Raw genomic sequence first — 17,836 nt, 5'->3', positions numbered from 1 at the left:
GCGCCCCACCCCCCCCCCCACCACCGTGCCCAGCGCCCCGCCCGGCGCCCCCGCCGGCCCGGCGCCCCCCCCCCCCCGCTTCAGGGTTGCGTTGTCCGCGCCACTCACGACCACCCGCACCGATCGGTCGCCTCATGTGATCGGCGGCGGAACACCCGAGTGCGGCCTCCAGTCACGCGAGTCACGTCCCTGATCACGCGAGTCACGCCTCCGCGCACGCCGCACTCTGTGTTCCAGTCCGTGAAGGCCTCCTTGAGGGACCCAGAGTCCCTCAAGGAGGCCTTCACGGACTTCTCGGGCCGGCGCTCGCGCGATTCAGCAGAGGATCGGGGCCGCGAGTGGTAGCAAAGGTCCCTTGCTCCCTCAGGCGGACGGCGGCTCGACCTGCAGCGACCAGATCGCCGTCGTGAGCGCCTCCGCGTCCTCCGGACGCCCGGTCCGGCTGACCACCGAAGCCTGCGCCACCTCGACGACGAGGATCTGGTCGTCGGGCCGGGGCGTCGTCACGGTGTAGGCGAACCGGTCCAGCGACGTGATGATGTCCTGCTTGAGCTCCTGCGGCTCGCCCTTGCCGTTCACGTACTGCACCGTGACCTTCCACGGCGTTTCCGCGATCGCGCTCGGCACCGAGATCTGCACCGGCTTCCCCGGCCGGATCCGCAGCTTGCCCGCGGCGTCGGGTTTGGTGGTGCACTGGGCGGTCTTGATGTCGCACGACGCCAGCGGGGCGACGTTCACCGTCTTGCCGTCGGCGAAGAAGGTCACCTCTTCGGGGCCGGGGGCCGTGCAACCGGCCACCACGAAACCACCCGCCGCGAGCAGGGCCAAAATACGAAGTCGCCGCATACGGTGAAGATTACGAGCCCGGCCGCCACCGGGAGTCACCGGGCTGCGAGGGGACCGGCGATTCGCTGGTCGGCTCCGGACGCAGCGGCCGGTCGCCGCCGAGACCCGGGACCAGCGAAGTCCCGCGCCGGACCATGAACGTCTGCGTGAACCCGACGGCCAGCAGGATCGAAAGCACCAGGAAGCCGATCCAGTAGGTCGGCGGCAGCAGCAGGCCGACGGCACCGCCGAAGCACCAGGACATCTGCAGCACCGTCTCCGACCGCCCGAACGCCGACGCGCGCGACTCTTCCGGCAGGTCCTCCTGGATGACGGCGTCGAGGCTGATCTTCGCCAGCGCGCTCGCGGTCGCGCCGACGAGCGCCACGATCGCCGCCGTCGCCAGTCCAGCCGCCACGGTCGCGATGATCGCGATGCCGAGACAGGCTCCGACACACGCCAGGATCACCTGATCCGGTTTGCCGAAGTGCAGCCGCGAACCCAGCGCGTTGCCGAGGAAACCGCCCACCCCGGCCGCGGCGCCGATGATGCCGAGCAGCAGCAGCTGCTCGAACGGGCTTTGCCCGCTGCCTTCGGCCTGCGCCTTCACCGCGAACGCGGAGAACATCATCAGGAATCCGGTCAGCACGCGGACGGTGCCGTTGCCCCACAACGAGACGACGATCTGCCGTCCCATCGGCTGCCGCTGTTTCTTGACCCGTCGTTCGGGATGCGCGGACAGCGACGCCGGCACCTCGCCCTCGGTCTTCTCGACCCACGACGGGATGCGCATCGACTGCACCGCGGCGGCGACACAGATCAGCATGGTGAACCACAGCGCGCCCTGCGAACCCCAGATCGCGTTGACCCCGCTCGCCAGCGCGCCGAACGCGCCGGCCGCGATCAGGCCGAACACGGTCAGCCGCGCGTTGGTCTTGGACAGCGTGATCTCGGGCGGCAGCACCCGTGGTGTCACGGCGGCCTTGAGCACGGTGAACGACTTCGAGAGCACCATCATGCCCAGCGCCGCCGGGTACAGGAGCCAGTCGTCGAAGTGCAGCGCCATCACGATCGCCATCAGTGCCTGCCCCGCCGACGACACGCACATCGCCAGCCGCCGTCCGCGCTGGATCTTGTCCAGCGCCGGGCCGATCACCGGCGCGACCAGCGCGAACGGGGCGATCGTGATGAGCAGGTAGAGCGCGACCTTGCCCTTGCTCTCCCCGCTGGTGGCGGCGAAGAACAAGGTGTTCGCCAGCGCGATCGCCATCGCGGCGTCGCTGGCGTAGTTCAGCATCACCGCGTACGTCAGCGAAGTGAGGCCCGATTTGTCGGCGCCGTCGGCTTTCGTCGCGCGCTGGAAGGCGCCGACGGCCTGCCCGGTGAGCTGACGGCTGCGCATCGCCGCGACCCGGGTGACCGTGATCTTCTTCGGCATCTTCGGCAGGGCGCCCGCCCGGGGCGGGACCGCGGTCGTCGGATGCCCGTGGGGCTGCTCTTCGGCGACCCGGGGCTCGCCCGCGTAGCCGCCGGTGTCGTAGTGCTCGTACTCACCGCTTCCCGGCGGGTGCTCGTCGTAGAACCCGCCCGGACGACGCCGGACGGGTTCGGTCTGACGCTGCGAGGGATCCGGATACGGCCGCGCGCCACGGGGAGGCGTCCTCGGCGGCGGTGGCTGGTGGTGCCCCATCGGGATCGCGCTGGTACGCGCCTCGTCGGCGGTCGGCCCGGCCGGATGCGGCTGGTACTGGGGCTGGTGCGGCGGGTGGGGGCGCGGCGGCGGGGGCGGCACCGGCTGCTGATCGACCCTGGTCGGCGGCGGTGCGGACCAGCTGCGTGCCTGGGCGGCGCCGGGCTCCGGCGTCCACTTCCGCTTGCTCTTGCGGCCACGCTCCTTGCCCGGCCGGCCGGAACGCGTGCCGTCGGGTCCAGAGTTCGAGCCGAAGATTCCCACGCTTCAATCCTGCCTTACGCGGGTCTCGCTTCGCGCGTTCACCACTGCTTTCTCCATCCATGCCCCCGCCGCCACCCTCAAAGGAGAAGCAAGCTTCGCTGTTTTCGACCTAAGCCGGGACGAATTTCACGCGGAACATCCTCGGCCAGAGCTTCCCGGTGATCAGGAATTCGTCGGTGCCTGGCACCGCCGCGATGCCGTTGAGGACGTCCGCGGCCCCCCGTTCCCCGGGAGCGAGCAGCCCGGAAGCGTCGATTTCGCCGGTGACCCGTCCGGTCGAGGCGTCGATCCGCAGGATCCGGTCGGTCTGCCAGACGTTGGCGTACACGGAGTCGCCGACGCATTCGAGCTCGTTCAGCTGGTCACGGCCGACATCGACACTGCCTGTCGGCGCGAAGGACACAGGGTCGCGGAAGGTCAGCTTCGACGAGCCGTCGCTCATCACCAGCTTCCCGTCGCGGTGGCACAGCCCCCAGCCCTCGCCGGTGTACGTCACCCGCCTCAGCTCGGCCAGCGTCTTGGCGTCGCGTTCGATCGCGATCCCGTCCTGCCACGTGATCTGCCAGGCCGTCGCCCCGAGCACGGTGATGCCCTCGCCGAACAGGCCGGGCAGTTCCTGCCGGACCGTCGGCGCCGCGCCCGCCGGCCCGGCCCGCATCGACGACTTCCCGACCAGGCCGGTGCCCTCGTACAGCGTCTCGCCGGAGAACTCGAGGCCCTGGGTGAACGCGGCCGGATCGTGGGGCAACGTCGAGAGCACCCGCACCTCGAGTTTCTCGGGCGCGGGCGGCGCGGCGTCGCTCACCGGCGCGGCGGCGCAGCCACCGAGGACGGCGGCCAGCAGGAGCGAGGTGGTCATCAGCGTGCGCACGCGGACAGCCTGACACGGACCGCGATATCGCGTGCGGCAGAATGGGGGCATGACCCTGCTGTTGACCCTGGACGACGGCTCCATCCAGCGCAAACTCGCCGAGGCGGTCGATCTGGCCCGCGCGGCGGTGCTGGAGGACGCCGGTGCCGAACAGGTCGGCGCGCACGTCGGCGTGGACCGGGAGGACGCGGTCTCCGCGAGCCACCTGTTCGAGGCGACCGTGACGGGGTATCGAGGCTGGCGCTGGTCGGTGACGGTCGCGCTCGCCGGTGAGGACGAGCCGATCACGGTCAGCGAGGTCGTGCTGATCCCGGGGCCGGACGCGCGCGTCGCCCCGGCGTGGGTGCCGTGGGACCGCCGGGTGCAGGCGGGCGACCTCGGCGTCGGCGACATCTTCCCGGTGGAGAAGGACGACCCGCGGCTCGTCCCGGCGTACCTGGAGTCCGACGACCCGGCGGTCGAGGCGGTCGCCAAGGAGACCGGTCTCGGCCGGGTCCACGTGCTGTCCCGGCACGGCAGGCTCGACGCCGCCGCCCGCTGGCACAGCGGTGAGTTCGGCCCGCGGTCGGATATGGCGCGCAGCGCGCCGGACGTCTGCGGGAGCTGCGGGTTCTTCGTGCCGCTCGCCGGGTCGCTCAGCGCGGCCTTCGGCGCGTGCACCAACGACATCTCCCCGGCGGACGGCCACGTCGTCGACGTCGAGTACGGCTGCGGCGCGCATTCCGAGATCGAGGTCGAGGTGACCTCGTCGGTGCCGGTGGCGGAACTGGTCTACGACGACTCGCTGATGGATTTCGAGCCGGCTCCGGAAGCCCCTGCCGAGACCCCCGAACCCGAGCCCGCCGAAGCCACGGTGGTCGACGAGTCCGAGGCCCCGGTCGCCGAGACGCCCGAGACCGCCGAGGTCCAGCCGGAGGTCGAGCCCGAAGCCGCCGTGCAGGAGACCGCCGACGAAGCACAGGTCGAGGCCGAAAGCGCCAGTGAGCACTGACCCGTTCGGCACCGAGCGGCTCCGCGCCGCCGTCCTGCGGGCGTGGGCCGATTCGCCGACGCGGTTCACCGAGGACACGAACACCGAGAACGACCTGCGGGTCGGTGGCTACCGCGACCGGCTGTTCGTCGAGCTGGCGCAGAACGCCGCCGACGCGGCCTTGGCCGCCGGTGAACGCGGCACGCTCCGGGTGTCCGTTGTGGACGGTGAGCTGAGGTTCGCCAACACCGGCGCGCCCCTGGACGCCCGCGGGGTCGAATCCCTTGCCTCCCTTCGAGCTTCCGGCAAGGGGGAGGAGACCGTCGGCCGGTTCGGCGTCGGGTTCGCCGCCGTGCTCACGGTTTCCGCCGAGCCGAGGATCGTTTCGGTGACCGGAGGCGTCGCGTTCTCCGCGGAACGCACGCGGGCCGAAGCCGATCGCACCGGTGACGTTCCCGTGCTGCGGCTGCCCTGGCCGGTCGCGGACGGCGAACCGCCCGTGCCCGAAGGTTTCACCACCGAGGTCCGGCTCCCGCTGCGCGAGGGCGTCGACGTCCAGGCCCTCCTGGCGGACCTCAAGAACGACATCGGCGATCTCCTGCTCACCTTGCCCTGGCTGGAGAGCGTGGAGGTCGAAGGCGGTGTGTGGCGCCGCTCCGATCTCGGTGACGGCGTCGTCGAGCTCGCCTCGCCGGACGGTTCCGAGCACTGGCAGGTGCATCGCGGCGAGGTCGTCTGGGCCGTCCCGCTGGACGGATCCGGTTCGCCCCGGCCGCTCGGTGACGACGTCCTGCACGCGCCGACCCCCACCGACGACGAGCTTTCCCTTCCCGCGCGGTTGATCGCGACGCTCCCGATCGAGCCGTCCCGGCGCCGCGCGCTGCCGGGGCCGGAGCTGACCGCGGCGTTGAAGAACGCCGCGCGGGAATACGTCGATCTCGTCTGTTCCTTGCCCGGCAAGGAACGTCTGGCGCTCGTCCCCGGCGCGGGCTTCCCGCGTTCCACTGTGGACGGAACGCTGCGCGAGGCCATCCTCGAAAATTTCACCGATTCGCCCTGGCTTCCCGCGCAAGCGGGTGACGACCTGCCGGGGCGTCAGGCGCGTGTCCTGTCGGTGGACGTGCCGGGGCTGGCTCCGTTGCTGGCCGATCTCGTGCCCGGGCTGATCTCACTGTCCGGTGTGGACCTTCGCGCGGTCGGCGCACGGTCGCTTTCGCCCGCTGAGGCCATCGAGCTGCTGACCGGGGCGCAACGCGAGCCCTCGTGGTGGCGTTCGCTCTACGACGTGCTGCTCCCGGCGCTCGAAGCGCACGACCTCACCAAGGACGATCTCGGCGCGTTGCCGGTGCCGATGTCCGACGGCCGCACCTTGCCCGGCGTCCGCGACGCGCTGCTCGTCGGCGGCTCCGCGGAACTGCTCGAACTTCTGTCCGATGTGGACATCATCGGGTTGCGGCTGGTGCATCCGGCCGCCGCGCACCCGTTGCTGGAACGCTTGGGGGCCAAGCACGCCGAGGCGGGCGACCTGTTGGAAGCCGACGCGCTGAGCGCGGCCGTCGAGCGCAGTGTCGAAGACGTCCGGTCCGGTTTGGACGGGATGGCGCTCGCGGGCGCGGTGCTGCGTCTGATCGCCGAGGTCGGCGACGAAGCCCCGGAATGGGCGGGCGCGCTGGCCCTGCCGAGCGAGGACGGCTGGCGTCGCGCGGACGAGCTCGTCCTCCCGACGTCGCCGCTTGGCGACATCTTCGACCCCGAGGTGTTCGAAGAAGACGGCGCTTTGTCCGTGCTGGACGAGGAATTCGCCGAAGACTGGCCGACGGCAACGCTGGTCGCGGTCGGCGTGCTCGATTCGTTCGCGATCATCACCGACGACGAACCGCTCGAACCCGAACACGGGCTCCCCGAGGAACACGAGTGGTGGGACTCCCGGGAACGGCCGCCGTCACGAGTGCTCGCCATACGCGATCTCGACCTCGTCGGCGACGACGCCTGGCCGGAGGCGCTGCGCCTGCTCGCGGCGCGTCCCGAAACCTGGCGTGCCCTCACCGAACCCGGTGGGCACACCGGCTGGTGGCTCGCGCGCTACGCGTTGCTGGACGGGCACGCGCCGCTCGATTGGCGGATGCCGGAGGCGTCGGCGCTGGCCGGGCTCTACGACGTCGTGCCGGATTCGGGGCTGAGCAAGGAGATCCTGCTCGCCGCCGGGGTCCGGACGGAGCTGGGAGCGGACGCCGAAGACGTCGAGGATCTGCTGGAGCGGCTCGGAGACCCCGCGCGCAAGGTGAGCCCCGGGCTAGCTTCCCGGGCGCACGCGGCCCTCGCCGAGTACACAGTGGACGTTCCTGCGCCGGACCGGGTCCGCGCGGCGGACGGCTCGGCCGTCGACGCTCGCGACGCCGTCGTGCTCGACGTGCCCTGGTTCGCCGCGGTGCTGGCGCCGGAGCGGATGGTCGTCGCGGCGAGCGGCGCCGCCGCGCTGGCGGAACTGCTGGACCTGCCGGTGGCGAGCGGTCTCGACGCCAAGGTCACCGAAGACGGTGAATACGTGCCGTGGACGGAGCTGTCCGCGCTCCGGCTGGCCGCCGATCAGCTTGGCGTCGAACCGCCCGAGGGTGGCGTGCTGCTGCACGAGGCGCTGACGGTGACCTTCGAGGACGCGGAGCACGAAGTCGCCTGGTGGTCCGACGGCAGGCTGCACGCCGCCGACACCCCGGAAGGCCTCGGCCGGGCCTTCGCCTGGGCCACCGGCCGATGGGCCGACCGCCACGTCCTGACGGCCCTGCTCGACGACCCCTCGCCTGCTGCCCTCCTGAACTGACGCCTTTAGTCCTCTGGATGCGGTCCTTGCACACGCAAGTACCGCATCCAGAGGACTAAAGGCGTTGGGCGCTCTTCGAGCCTCGGCGGGCGGCGGCGCGCTGCCACGCGATGATCGCGAGACCGATGAAGCCGAGCACGACGCCGGAGAACGCCGTCTGCACCCAGATGCCGTCGGTCACAAAGAACAGGACCACGGTCGCGACCGCCCAGAGCGAGGTACCTACGATCACGACCGGCGTCAGGTCGGTCAGCCGCTTCGGCAGCTCCGGCGTTGGCCGCAATGAACCGTTTACTTCCCCGGAATTGATCGATTCGCCCACGTGGGGAAGGGTACCCGGCAACGGGCGAAGGGTGGTACGCGATGGCGGAGCAGCGCACCCGGTCCACACTGGACCGGTTCTTCAAGATCAGCGAGCGCGGCTCGACACCGGGGCGGGAGATCCGCGGCGGGATCGTCACCTTCTTCACGATGGCCTACATCGTGGTCCTGAACCCGCTGATCCTCGGCAGTTTCTCCGCCGAAGACGCGGGCGCGCACAAGGACGTCCTCGGCAACATCCTCCCCGTGCCGCAGGTCGCCGCGGTGACCGCGCTGGTCGCCGGGGTACTGACGATCATCATGGGCCTGGTCGCGAACTACCCGTTCGCCATCGCCACCGGCCTCGGCATCAACAGCCTGATCGCGGTCACCTTCGCCTCGCAGATGACCTGGCCGGAGGCGATGGGCCTGGTGGTGATCGAGGGTCTGGTCATCGTCCTGCTGGTGTTCGCGGGTATCCGCACGGCGGTGTTCAACGCCGTCCCGCCGCCGCTGAAATCCGCGATCGCCGTCGGCATCGGCCTGTTCATCTGCCTGATCGGCCTGGTCGACGCCGGCTTCGTCCGCCGCGTCCCGGACGACGCGAAGACGACCGTGCCGGTCGGGCTGGGCATCAACGGTTCGATCGCCACCTGGCCGACGCTGGTGTTCGTCGTCGGTCTGCTGGTCACCGGCATACTGGTGGCGAAGCGGGTCAAGGGCGCGATCCTGATCGGCGTCCTCGCCTCGACCGTGCTGGCGATCGTCGTCGAGGCGATCACCAAGGTCGGCCCGTCGAAGGGCGTGAACCCGCAGGGCTGGAACCTCGGCTACCCGGCGCTGCCGGATCAGGTGCTCGGCCTGCCGGATCTCTCGCTGGTCGGCGACATCTCCTTCGGCGCCTGGACGCGGCTGCCGATCATCACCGTCGTGCTGCTGGTGTTCACCCTGGTACTGGCGGACTTCTTCGACACCATGGGCTCGATGACCGGCCTGGCGAAGGAAGGCGGCCTGCTCCCGCCGGACGGCAAGCTCCCGAACGTCGGCAAGGCGCTGTTCGTCGACGGCACCGCCGCCGTGGCGGGCGGGTTCGCGTCTTCGAGTTCGAACACCGTCTTCGTCGAGTCCGCGTCCGGTATCGCCGAGGGTGCCAGGACCGGGCTCGCGAACGTCGTCACCGGCGTGCTCTTCATCGCGGCGATGTTCCTGACCCCGCTGTATCAGGTCGTCCCGGTCGAGGCCGCCGCTCCGGCGCTGGTCGTCGTCGGCGCGCTGATGATGAGCCAGGTCAAGGAGATCGACTTCGCCGACTTCACCGTCGCGCTGCCCGCGTTCCTGACCATCGTGGTCATGCCGTTCACCTACTCGATCGCGAACGGCATCGGCGCCGGCTTCGTCAGCTACGTCGTCATCCGCGCGGTCACCGGGAAGGCCAAGGGCGTGCACCCGCTGATGTGGGGTATCGCGGCCATGTTCGTGGCCTATTTCGCGGTCGGGCCGATCCAGGCCGCGTTCAACTGACCAGCGGTTATGTCAGCCGTGGGCGATCTAACGGGCCGATGATCCGATCGTGAGGTATGCTAACTATATGTCCGGAGACACGCACGAGCGCTCACTGGCGAGCCGCCTGCGTCTCGCGGTGGTGCGACTCAATCGACGGCTACGGGCCCAGCGCGCCGGTGACGGCATCTCGCTGACCCAGGTGTCCGCGTTGTCGACGTTGCACAAATGCGGTGCGCTGACCCCTGGCCAGCTCGCCGCGAAGGAAGGCGTCCAGCCGCCTTCGATGACGAGGGTGATCGCCGCGCTCGAGGAGATGGGTTACGTCGAGCGCAGGCCGCATCCGACGGACGGCCGCCAGGCCATCGTCGAGCTGTCGGACCGCGGCCGGGCCTACGTGATCGAGCAGATCACCGCGCGGGAGATCTGGCTGGACAAGCAATTGGCGGAGTTGAGCGCCGAAGAACGTGAAGTGCTCTCTCGCGCCTCCGAGATCATCGACAGGATGGCGGGGAACTAACAGCGGTGACGACCACGGGTAGCGAAACACAGTGTCCTTCCAAGACCTCCGCTACCCGGGAACCCGCTCCACCTCCGCCTCCCGCGCGCGAGAAGCCGCGCGGGAGCATGTTCTCCTCGCTGAAGGTCCGTAACTACCGGCTCTTCTTCACCGGCCAGGTCATCTCGAACATCGGCACCTGGATGCAGCGCATCGCGCAGGACTGGCTGGTGTTCACCCTCAGCGGCAACGACCCGATCGCGCTCGGTATCGCGGTCGCGCTGCAGTTCGCGCCGACGCTGTTCCTCTCGCTGTGGGCGGGCGTGCTGGCCGACCGCGTCGACAAGCGGCGGCTCCTGATCGGCATCCAGATCGCCGTGCTGACGCAGGCGGTGGTCCTCGGTGCCCTCGACCTGAGCGGGATCGCGGCGCTCTGGCACGTGTACCTCCTCTGCTTCACCCTCGGCGTGACGGCCGCGCTGGAAGTGCCCGCGCGGCAGTCGTTCGTCGCCGAAATGGTCGGCAGGGACAAGGTCACCAACGCCGTCGCGCTCAACTCGTCGATCTTCAACATGGCCCGTATCGTCGGCCCGGCCATCGCGGGTTTCGCGATCACCTGGGTCGGCACCGGCTGGCTGTTCATGGCGAACGCGGTGAGCACGGGCGCCGTCATCACCGCGCTGGTGCTGATGAACCCGGACAAGCTCTTCCGCGGCCCGGCCATCCCGCGCGAGAAAGGGCAGCTCGTCGAGGGGCTGCGCTACGTGCGGCGTCGCAGCGATCTGATGACCGTGATGGTGCTGGTGTTCTTCGTGAGCACGTTCGGCATCACGTACTTCACGTCGCTGCCGATCGTCGCCGCGAACGTCTTCCACACCAACGCCGACGGTTACGGCCTGCTGTCGACACTGGTCGCCGTCGGCACCTTCACCGGCGCGCTGATGTCTGCCCGCCGCAACAGCCGCGGCGGCCCGCGCGTGCGGCTGCTGCTGGTCTCGGCGTTCCTGCTCGGCGCGTTCGAGGTGATCACCGCGTTCATGCCGACGTACCTGACCTTCGGCCTCGCGCTGATCCCGCTCGGCTTCGCCACGATCACCTTCCTGAACACGGCGAACGCGCTGGTGCAGACCGCGGTCAGCCCGGAGATGCGCGGCCGCGTGATGGGCCTGTACGTGCTGGTGCTGATCGGCGGCAACCCCATCGGCGGACCGATGACCGGCTGGATGGCCGACGCCTTCGGCGGCCGGTCGCCGTTCTACATCGGCGGCGCGATCTCGGCGGTCGCCGCGGTGGTGTGCGCCGTCGTGCTGATCCGGCGTGGCGGGGTGAGCCTGCCGGTGCGGCGGTTCGGGAACGGTCTGCGGGTGCTGAAGCGGGAGCGGGTGTGAACCGGCTCGGCGTCGAACCGTCGGTGACCCGGTGGAACGATGGCGAGGCCCGGTTCCTCGACTGGACGATCGACGGCGTCGCGCTGCGCGAGATGGTGCCCACTCAGCATCTGACGCCACTGTTCCTTGACGACGAGCGGTGGCGGGAGGCGGCGGTCGAGACGCTTTCCCGTCTCCTGGGCGGTCTGCCGGGCGATTTCGACGACGGCAGGGTCGCGCTGCTGATGTGTCCGCTGTGCGGCGATCTCGGCTGCGGTGGATTCAGCGTCGAGATCGTCTTCGGCGACGACGTGGTCGAGTGGCGGGCCTTCGGCTGGCAAACCGACTACGAGCCGTTCGACGACCCGGAGGAGTACCGGTTCACCGGCGCCCGTTTCGAGCGGAAGGCGTACGAGACGCTTCTCGGCGACCTGCTGTCGAACTACCGGGCCTAACGGCCGAGCAGCGGCGGCACCATCTTCTCGGCGAGTGCCACGAGATCGCCGGTGCCCTTGAACTTGAGCGTCTGCCCGGCCGGATCGTCGGTGAGCTGTACGACGACGCCTCGCCCGTCGACTTGGGCAGGCAGCCCGGCGACGGTCGTGGTCGGGACGACGGCGGTGGACCGCTCGCTGTAATCCGCGGTCACGCCGTTCAGCTCGCATCCGGCGAAGAAGTTCGGCTTCGCGTTGTCCGGCGGCACACCGAGCGCGCGGCCCAGCTCCCCGCACAGCAGCCACGAGATCACCGGGAGCGGCTTGTCCTTGATCGGGCCGGGTTCGATCTTCTCCAACGGGATCTCGCCGTTCTCGCCGATTTTCGGCAACTTCGGCCCCGGTGGCGTCGCGCCCGCGATCAGCGCTTCGGCGAGCGCTCTCGCCTTCGTCTCGGTTTCAGGGCCCCGCACGATCCGGCCGCGGATCGAGACGTGCAGTACCGGCGAGGCGCCGTTGTGCGGCGCGACCTCGACGAGTTCGACGCCGAGGCTGGTGCCGTCCTTGTCCGTGGCGATGACCGCGAGCTTGCCCGCGACCGTGGTCTTCGTGGGCACGCCCCGGCTCGTGTCCTCGGGCAGCGCGGGGATCATATGCGCGCTGACGTCGAGCTGCGCGGTGACCGCGTGGCAGGATTGGCCGGCCTCGCGAAGCGTACGACCGCCGAGGATCTCCTCCCAGCGTTGCTCCGGGATCGCCTGGCACAGCACCTGCGCGCCGGTTTCGTCCGTCAGCGCGGCCACCATCTCGCCCGCCGGCATCGTGACCGGGCGGAGTTCCTGGCCGGACTTGGACGGCCAGACCGCGGGGAGCTCGGCTTCCGGCTCGTCGTCCCGGCTCAGCAGGGTGATCGCGACGACGATGCCGGCACCGAACAGCAACAGGACGCTGACCAGCGCGCAGCCCGCCCAGATCCACATCGGACGGTCGGTCTTGCGCGCGATGGCGCGGTAGTCGTTCGGGGTGGCCACGGGGGTGAAGCTAGTCCGTCGGGCACCCGCTGTCCGGCGAAACGCCAACCCGATGGGCGGATCCGCGGAGTGGGCGTTCGGGGAGGGGTGCGGTAAACCGGCGAAGTGGACCCAGCAGCCTTCCGGACGGTCGGTTGCTTGTACGCAAGGAAGACGATCTCGTTCCCCTCCCGTGGGGGAGGACGAAGGACCGCTGGAGGGAATCGTCCCGAAGCGCATCCGGCGATGCTTCGAACCATGAACACCACAACGTTTCGCAGCGTCCCAGGCGTGCCCGGCTGGGCGAAGTCGGCGGCGCACACCGTCGCGCTGGTGAACGTCCCGTCCGGCCTGTGGCGGCTGGGGCTCGCGGCCGGGATCCCGTTCGGCCTGGCACAGTCCGAAATGGACGTCATGATGACGCCCGGCTGGGGCTCGCTGTATCTCGTGTTCCTCGCCGTGTTCTCCGAGGCCGTCGCCTTCCTGGCGCTCGGTCTCATCCAGCCGTGGGGCGAGACCTGGCCGAGATGGCTTCCGTTCGTCGGCGGCAAACCCGTTTCCGCCCGCAAGGTGGTGGTCGTCTCTTCGCTCGGTGCGCTGGCCACGACGATTTACGGCGGCTTGTTCGTGTACACGACCTTCAACGCCGACCTGGCGGGCGAGCCTTGGGCGTACTGGCTGGTCGTCGTCCTCTACGCGCCGTTGCTGCTTTGGGGGCCGCTGCTCGCGGCGGTGACGTGGCATTACCACCGGCGCCGTGCTCAGGGTTCGTGAGCGTTCCCTCGACGATGGAGGATTTGGGACACTCAACGTCCCAAATCCTCCATCGTCGACACCGGCACGCCCGGGACCTCGCCGCGGAACCGCAGGATCTGCCCGCCGAGCCCCGTGAAAAAGTCCGCCGTCACCCGGAAGGGTGAGATCGGCATCTCTCGGCCGAACCCCTTGTCGGGGCAGATGAGGTTAGGCTAACCTCATACATGTCCGCTTCGTGGTGGGAGCGGCAGTCAGTTCGGGAACGGACGAAGCCCCGCAACCGGGTTACCCCCGGAGGCGGGGCTTCGTTCATTCCGGAAGGGTTCATCGTCGATGACCGCGCCGATCAGGTCAAGGCACCCGGTCGAGTGCGATCCCGAACTCCTTCCGGTAGGCGTCCAGGATCTTCTGGTCACCCGAAAGCCTGGTCTCCTCGCGGACGCCGTGGGTGGTGACGATCAGCTTGTCACCCGCGAGCGTGACCCGGCCGTGTTTCGTCGGCAGCGAGCAGGTCGGCCCCTGCGTGAAATGTGAGTCCGGGGAGGTCGCCTGCCAGAACGCCGTCGGGACGAACTCGTCCAGCGTCCGGGGCCGCCGCTCGATCCGGTACTGGGGTTTGCCGTCCATGAGGACGTCGATGTCGCCGTGGGGCGCGTCGAGCACCAGGAACTCGCCGTCCGGGTCGGCCTGCGCCTCGGTGGCGGACAGCCGCAGCGGGAACCGGCTGAACCGGCCGAAGCCGACGTCGGCCAGCCACGGCTCCTCCAGCTCGACGCGGACGACGGCGTGGTCGAACGGCGGCCCGAGGGTGCCGTCCGGCCGGAAGACCTTCGCCGCCTGCAGGGTGACGTCGAAGCCCAGCTCTTCCAGCAAGGCGGCGAAGAGCCCGTTCAGCTCGTAACAGAAGCCGCCACGGCGCCGGAGCACGATCTTGCCGAACAGCGCCTCGGTGTCCAGGACGATCGGTTCGCCGAGGTGGATGCTCAGATTCTCGAAGGGCACCACCGCGAGGTGGCGTTCCTGCAGCATGCGCAACGCGGCGACGTCCGTGGTGGCGGGGCGGTCGAGCCCGAGTCGGTCGAGGTATGCGGCGACGTCCATGCGCCCACCTTGACACCTCGACTTCGCTGGAGGTCAAGAAACGAAGAACGGGGCCCTCCCGGAAGGAGAGCCCCGCTTCGTGGTGAGAAGTCAGCCGAGCAGCAGGCCGTTGCCACCGGCGACGGCGTTGTCGAACCGCTTGGAGATCTCGGCCCAGTTGAAGATGTTCCAGAGCGCCTTGACGTAGTCCGGCTTCACGTTCTTGTAGTCCAGGTAGAACGCGTGCTCCCAGACGTCGACCAGCAGGATCGGCGTGGTCGGGAGAACCAGGTTGTTGTGGTGGTCACGCAGCTGCTGGGTGATCAGCGTCTTGCCGATCGGGTCCCAGGAGAGCGCGGCCCAGCCGTTGCCCTGGATCGTGGTGGCGACCGCGGTGAACTGCGCCTTGAACTTGTCGAAGGAGCCGAACGCCTCGTCGATCGCGGAGGCCAGCTCGCCGGTCGGCTTGTCGCCGCCTTCCGGGGAGAGGATCTTCCACCACACGACGTGGTTGGCGTGCCCGGCGAGGTGGAACGCCAGCGTGGTCTGCAGGCCGACGATGTCACCGAAGTTGCCGGCCTCGCGGGCCTCGGCGATCTTGTCGAGCGTGTCGTTCGCGCCCTTGACGTAGGTCGCGTGGTGCTTGCTGTGGTGCAGCTCGTTGATCTCGCCGGAGATGTGCGGCGCCAGGGCGCCGTAGTCGTAGTCGAGATCGGGGAGCACGTAGCGGGCCATCGGCCCTCCTTCTGTCTTCGACACAAGTTTCCAAGGACGAACTTAGTCGTCTTCACCCGTTTGCGGCGACCGGGGGCGCCGCGTTTCTCCCCAGGTGGAACGACCCGTTCGTAGCGGCTGTACCCGGTGGGGCCACCGCCTGAAACCCACCTTGCTAGCTCCAGTTAGCTGGAGGTCAAGGCGATGTGACGGCGGTCATCACGCCAGATAGGGCAACCCCACCAGGTGATAGGAGGCGATTACCCCGAGGAAGGCGAGCAGGGCGACGGAAACCACCGTGTAGGTGATCCTGGCGGGCGTGTTCCACCAGCCGCGGACCCAGGCGAGCACCGCGCAGACGACGGCGGCACCGGTCAGGAGCAGGACGGCGTTCGGCAGGAGCAAGGTGACGCTGAGCAGCGGGGAGTGTCCGGACGTCAACGCCACGGCGGCGGCGCTCAGATCGCTCATGAGCAGGGCGAAACCGGCCGTGAACAGCAGCACCGACAGCGCCGCGGACCAGGCGGCGACGGTCGCGAACCGGGCGCCCGAGGGGTTCCGCTCCCGGCCGCGCCGGACGAACGCGCGGATCGGCCACCACACCAGCGCGCCCAGCAGGAGCAGCAGCGCGATACCGAGGATCAGGAGATGCGTGGAAGGCGAGCCGAGCCACGACACGCGTTCGTAGGAGGAGTTCGGGTCGTCGCCCGCGAAGAGCAGGACCTCCCCGCCTGCCTCGCGGAACGCGATCCGCTCACCGGCGGCGTCGGTGAACAGCCCCGGTTCGGTCTGCGTCCAGCGTCTGGTCCCCTCGCCGAGACCGGAAGTAGTCAGCAGGCCGTCGCCGTCCGCGGTCACCGTGACACCGCCCGCGAGCGCGCGGACCTTCGTGAAGCTGTCGTAGTCCAGACGGGTGTTGCCGTAACTGCCTTCGAACCTCGAGACATCGCCCGCGAGTTTCACGGGCGCGGGAACGGGAGCGGCGGGCTGTAGCCGGTCGACGAAGGCCTTCAGCACCTCGGCGGTCACCGCGGCGGCGTCGCCGGAGAACGCGCCACCGTTGAACGCCAGGTACACACCGGTGTTCTTCTCCGGGATCAGTTCCAGCACGCTGAAGAACCCCGGTGAGTCACCGGTCTTCTCCACCAGGCGCAGACCGTTCAGGTACCGCTCGGAGAAGCCGAACCCCATCGCGGGCAGCCGTGGGTCGTTGCGGAACCGCGCGCCGTGCAGCTGGTCGAGCAACGGGCGGCTGAACACGCCGGGGACGAGGTTCGCGGACAGGTAGCGGCCCATGTCGGCCGGGGTGGCGACGTTCCCGTCACCGGCGGGCGGCTCGGGGCCGAAATTGGCGGGCGGGACGACCTGTGCGGAGCCGTCCCAGCGGTAGCCGGTCGCCAGCGGGACATCGGGCGTGGGCTGGGCGACGCTGCTGTCCTTCATGCCCAACGGTTCGAAGATGTGCTGCCGCACATAGTCCGAATAGGACTGTCCCGACGCGAGCTCCACCAGATGCCCGGCCAGCGCGTAGCCGTAGTTCGAGTAGAGGGCGACCTCGCCGGGCGGGCGGATCCGGGTGGGCATCTCGGTCGCGAGGTGCTCCGCGAGCGCGGGCAGCTTCTCGCCCCGTGGCGTGAACATCCGGTACACGCGGTCCTCGAAACCCGCGGTGTGGGTCAGCAGCGCGAACAGGGTGACCGGGCGGCCGGGGAAGGTTTCGGGGATCTTGAACGACTTCAGGTACGTGTTGACGTCGGCGTCCAGTGCGAGCTTGCCCTGCTCGACCAGCTGCATCGCGGCGGTCGCGGCGATCGACTTGCCGACGGAGTTGATCAGGAACCCGGTGTGCTCGGGGTCCACTTTGGCTTGAGTGTCCACTGAGGACACTCCGTAGCCCGCCGAGAACACCGTCTCGCCACCTTCGACGACCACCACGGCGGCGCCGGGGATGTGGTGCTCGGCAAGGCTTCGCGGAAGGATCTCGTCGAAGACGCCGGCCGCGGACGCGGGAGTCGTCGCCGCTTGGGCGGCGGGAGCGGTCAGGACCGTCGCGACGGTCAGCAGGGCGGCGGTGGCCGCGATTCGGAACATACCTGGAAAGTTAGGGATTTCCCCGGGGTGAGGGGATCCGGCGGGCCGCCGATCGCGGGGTGGGGCCGTCCCTACCCCGCGACCGGCCCGCCATCAGGAGAAGGAGACCGGGATGAAGACGTCCGAGTTCCGGTCGTTCGAGGCGAAGTGGTCGCGGCGCGAGACGATCGCGCACGTCACCGAAGGATTCGAGCAGTCGAGACCGGAGTTGACCTCGGCGATCCGGATCTGCGTGGTGAAGGTGCCGTTCGAGGCGATCGGCGAGGAGCCGCCGGGGAAGTTGGTGACCCAGGCGGACGGACCGACGCCGGTGCCGCCCTGGCCGTCGCCGCCCGCGCACGGGCTCGGCTTGGTGCCGTAGCTGAAGTCCTCCGGAACGGCGCACAGCGCGACGTAGTAGCCCTCGGCGGAGCTGTAGCCGCTGCCCGTGATCGTGATGGTCTCGCCGGCCGCGGCGAGGCCGGTGGCGTTGGAGGCGGAGAGGGTCTTGCCGTTGTTGGTCGCACTGCCCGGCGCGGCCGAGGCGGGGGCGGCGAGCGCGGTGACGGCCGCGGTCGCGGCGGTCGTGACGAGTGCGGCGCGGAGCAGGACCGATCTCTTCGACATGAAGGTTCCCTTCGATCACAAGGAGGTCACAGGCTTAGGTT

17 protein-coding genes are annotated in these 17,836 nt (G+C 69.5%); 7 read left to right on the top strand and 10 right to left on the bottom strand.

Annotated features, from left to right (window positions below; genetic code table 11):
• Nucleotides 1–363: 363 nt before the first annotated feature.
• The 3 genes from ACFWIW_RS30905 to ACFWIW_RS30895 all read right to left on the bottom strand — a co-directional run bounded on the left by ACFWIW_RS30905 (nt 364) and on the right by ACFWIW_RS30895 (nt 3,650).
• A complete protein-coding gene (locus ACFWIW_RS30905) occupies nt 364–828 on the bottom strand; it encodes a DUF2771 family protein (protein ID WP_378371749.1) in 465 nt (154 codons plus the stop codon).
• Between the two features lie 28 nt (nt 829–856).
• Nucleotides 857–2,779: an MFS transporter gene (locus ACFWIW_RS30900; protein ID WP_378371721.1), complete on the bottom strand. Its 1,923-nt coding sequence runs from the start codon at nt 2,777–2,779 to the stop codon at nt 857–859.
• A 109-nt stretch (nt 2,780–2,888) separates the two neighbouring features.
• Nucleotides 2,889–3,650 (bottom strand): glutaminyl-peptide cyclotransferase, encoded by a 762-nt coding sequence (locus ACFWIW_RS30895; RefSeq protein ID WP_378371720.1) that lies wholly within the window; start codon nt 3,648–3,650, stop codon nt 2,889–2,891.
• A 49-nt stretch (nt 3,651–3,699) separates the two neighbouring features.
• On the opposite strand from ACFWIW_RS30895, the gene ACFWIW_RS30890 reads away from it, so the two are divergent.
• The gene (locus ACFWIW_RS30890) at nt 3,700–4,641 is read left to right on the top strand and encodes a DUF3027 domain-containing protein (protein ID WP_378371719.1); all 942 of its coding nucleotides are present in this window, start codon (nt 3,700–3,702) and stop codon (nt 4,639–4,641) included.
• Nucleotides 4,631–7,438 carry a sacsin N-terminal ATP-binding-like domain-containing protein gene (locus ACFWIW_RS30885; protein ID WP_378371718.1) on the top strand — a complete coding sequence of 936 codons (2,808 nt, stop codon included), beginning with the start codon at nt 4,631–4,633 and terminating at the stop codon, nt 7,436–7,438. Before ACFWIW_RS30890 ends, ACFWIW_RS30885 begins: the two co-directional genes overlap by 11 nt.
• A gap of 55 nt (nt 7,439–7,493) precedes the next feature.
• On the opposite strand, the gene ACFWIW_RS30880 is transcribed toward ACFWIW_RS30885, so the two are convergent.
• Complete coding sequence (locus tag ACFWIW_RS30880) at nt 7,494–7,721, bottom strand: DUF2530 domain-containing protein (protein ID WP_037335676.1); 228 nt, start codon at nt 7,719–7,721, stop codon at nt 7,494–7,496.
• A gap of 80 nt (nt 7,722–7,801) precedes the next feature.
• Here ACFWIW_RS30880 and ACFWIW_RS30875 point away from each other — a divergent pair, with 80 nt between their 5' ends.
• The 4 genes from ACFWIW_RS30875 (at nt 7,802) to ACFWIW_RS30860 (ending at nt 11,559) form a co-directional block, all read left to right on the top strand.
• Nucleotides 7,802–9,259: an NCS2 family permease gene (locus ACFWIW_RS30875; protein ID WP_378371717.1), complete on the top strand. Its 1,458-nt coding sequence runs from the start codon at nt 7,802–7,804 to the stop codon at nt 9,257–9,259.
• Nucleotides 9,260–9,326: 67 nt separating this feature from the next.
• Nucleotides 9,327–9,758, top strand: a complete 432-nt coding sequence (locus ACFWIW_RS30870; protein ID WP_016337543.1) for a MarR family winged helix-turn-helix transcriptional regulator — start codon at nt 9,327–9,329, stop codon at nt 9,756–9,758.
• 107 nt (nt 9,759–9,865) lie between these two features.
• Nucleotides 9,866–11,125: an MFS transporter gene (locus ACFWIW_RS30865; protein ID WP_378371716.1), complete on the top strand. Its 1,260-nt coding sequence runs from the start codon at nt 9,866–9,868 to the stop codon at nt 11,123–11,125.
• The gene (locus tag ACFWIW_RS30860) at nt 11,122–11,559 is read left to right on the top strand and encodes a hypothetical protein (RefSeq protein ID WP_378371715.1); all 438 of its coding nucleotides are present in this window, start codon (nt 11,122–11,124) and stop codon (nt 11,557–11,559) included. Before ACFWIW_RS30865 ends, ACFWIW_RS30860 begins: the two co-directional genes overlap by 4 nt.
• On the opposite strand, the gene ACFWIW_RS30855 is transcribed toward ACFWIW_RS30860, so the two are convergent.
• Nucleotides 11,556–12,569: a hypothetical protein gene (locus ACFWIW_RS30855; protein ID WP_378371714.1), complete on the bottom strand. Its 1,014-nt coding sequence runs from the start codon at nt 12,567–12,569 to the stop codon at nt 11,556–11,558. The two genes, ACFWIW_RS30860 and ACFWIW_RS30855, sit on opposite strands and share 4 nt — an antisense overlap.
• 237 nt (nt 12,570–12,806) lie before the next feature.
• On the opposite strand from ACFWIW_RS30855, the gene ACFWIW_RS30850 reads away from it, so the two are divergent.
• Nucleotides 12,807–13,322 carry a hypothetical protein gene (locus ACFWIW_RS30850; protein WP_378371713.1) on the top strand — a complete coding sequence of 172 codons (516 nt, stop codon included), beginning with the start codon at nt 12,807–12,809 and terminating at the stop codon, nt 13,320–13,322.
• 32 nt (nt 13,323–13,354) lie between these two features.
• Here the strand turns inward: ACFWIW_RS30850 and ACFWIW_RS30845 are convergent, their stop codons facing one another.
• The 5 genes from ACFWIW_RS30845 to ACFWIW_RS30825 form a co-directional block, all read right to left on the bottom strand.
• A complete protein-coding gene (locus ACFWIW_RS30845) occupies nt 13,355–13,477 on the bottom strand; it encodes a hypothetical protein (RefSeq protein ID WP_378371712.1) in 123 nt (40 codons plus the stop codon).
• A gap of 178 nt (nt 13,478–13,655) precedes the next feature.
• Nucleotides 13,656–14,405: an arylamine N-acetyltransferase gene (locus ACFWIW_RS30840; RefSeq protein WP_378371711.1), complete on the bottom strand. Its 750-nt coding sequence runs from the start codon at nt 14,403–14,405 to the stop codon at nt 13,656–13,658.
• Nucleotides 14,406–14,495: 90 nt separating this feature from the next.
• Entirely contained in the window at nt 14,496–15,119 is a 624-nt protein-coding gene (locus ACFWIW_RS30835) for a superoxide dismutase (protein WP_240599473.1), read from the bottom strand.
• A 198-nt stretch (nt 15,120–15,317) separates the two neighbouring features.
• A complete protein-coding gene (locus tag ACFWIW_RS30830; RefSeq protein WP_378371710.1) occupies nt 15,318–17,189 on the bottom strand; it encodes a serine hydrolase domain-containing protein in 1,872 nt (623 codons plus the stop codon).
• A 93-nt stretch (nt 17,190–17,282) separates the two neighbouring features.
• On the bottom strand, nt 17,283–17,795 hold the full coding sequence (locus tag ACFWIW_RS30825) for a hypothetical protein (protein WP_378371709.1): 513 nt from the start codon (nt 17,793–17,795) through the stop codon (nt 17,283–17,285).
• Between the last annotated feature and the right edge of the window lie 41 nt (nt 17,796–17,836).

The sequence above is a fragment of the Amycolatopsis sp. NPDC058340 genome (assembly GCF_042723975.1).
In the GTDB taxonomy this organism is placed as follows: domain Bacteria; phylum Actinomycetota; class Actinomycetes; order Mycobacteriales; family Pseudonocardiaceae; genus Amycolatopsis.
Note: the sequence above shows the minus strand (reverse complement) of the source record. Positions and strands in the feature narration are given on the sequence as shown.

What these genes read in the sequence shown, in the direction of transcription:
- ACFWIW_RS30890 (WP_378371719.1), top strand. Translation starts at nt 3,700, where the DNA reads ATGACCCTGCTGTTGACCCTGGACGACGGCTCCATCCAGCGCAAACTC.
- ACFWIW_RS30875 (WP_378371717.1), top strand. Translation starts at nt 7,802, where the DNA reads ATGGCGGAGCAGCGCACCCGGTCCACACTGGACCGGTTCTTCAAGATC.
- ACFWIW_RS30870 (WP_016337543.1), top strand. Translation starts at nt 9,327, where the DNA reads ATGTCCGGAGACACGCACGAGCGCTCACTGGCGAGCCGCCTGCGTCTC.
- ACFWIW_RS30865 (WP_378371716.1), top strand. Translation starts at nt 9,866, where the DNA reads ATGTTCTCCTCGCTGAAGGTCCGTAACTACCGGCTCTTCTTCACCGGC.
- ACFWIW_RS30850 (WP_378371713.1), top strand. Translation starts at nt 12,807, where the DNA reads ATGAACACCACAACGTTTCGCAGCGTCCCAGGCGTGCCCGGCTGGGCG.
- ACFWIW_RS30845 (WP_378371712.1), bottom strand. Translation starts at nt 13,477, where the DNA reads ATGCCGATCTCACCCTTCCGGGTGACGGCGGACTTTTTCACGGGGCTC.
- ACFWIW_RS30840 (WP_378371711.1), bottom strand. Translation starts at nt 14,405, where the DNA reads ATGGACGTCGCCGCATACCTCGACCGACTCGGGCTCGACCGCCCCGCC.
- ACFWIW_RS30835 (WP_240599473.1), bottom strand. Translation starts at nt 15,119, where the DNA reads ATGGCCCGCTACGTGCTCCCCGATCTCGACTACGACTACGGCGCCCTG.
- ACFWIW_RS30830 (WP_378371710.1), bottom strand. Translation starts at nt 17,189, where the DNA reads ATGTTCCGAATCGCGGCCACCGCCGCCCTGCTGACCGTCGCGACGGTC.
- ACFWIW_RS30825 (WP_378371709.1), bottom strand. Translation starts at nt 17,795, where the DNA reads ATGTCGAAGAGATCGGTCCTGCTCCGCGCCGCACTCGTCACGACCGCC.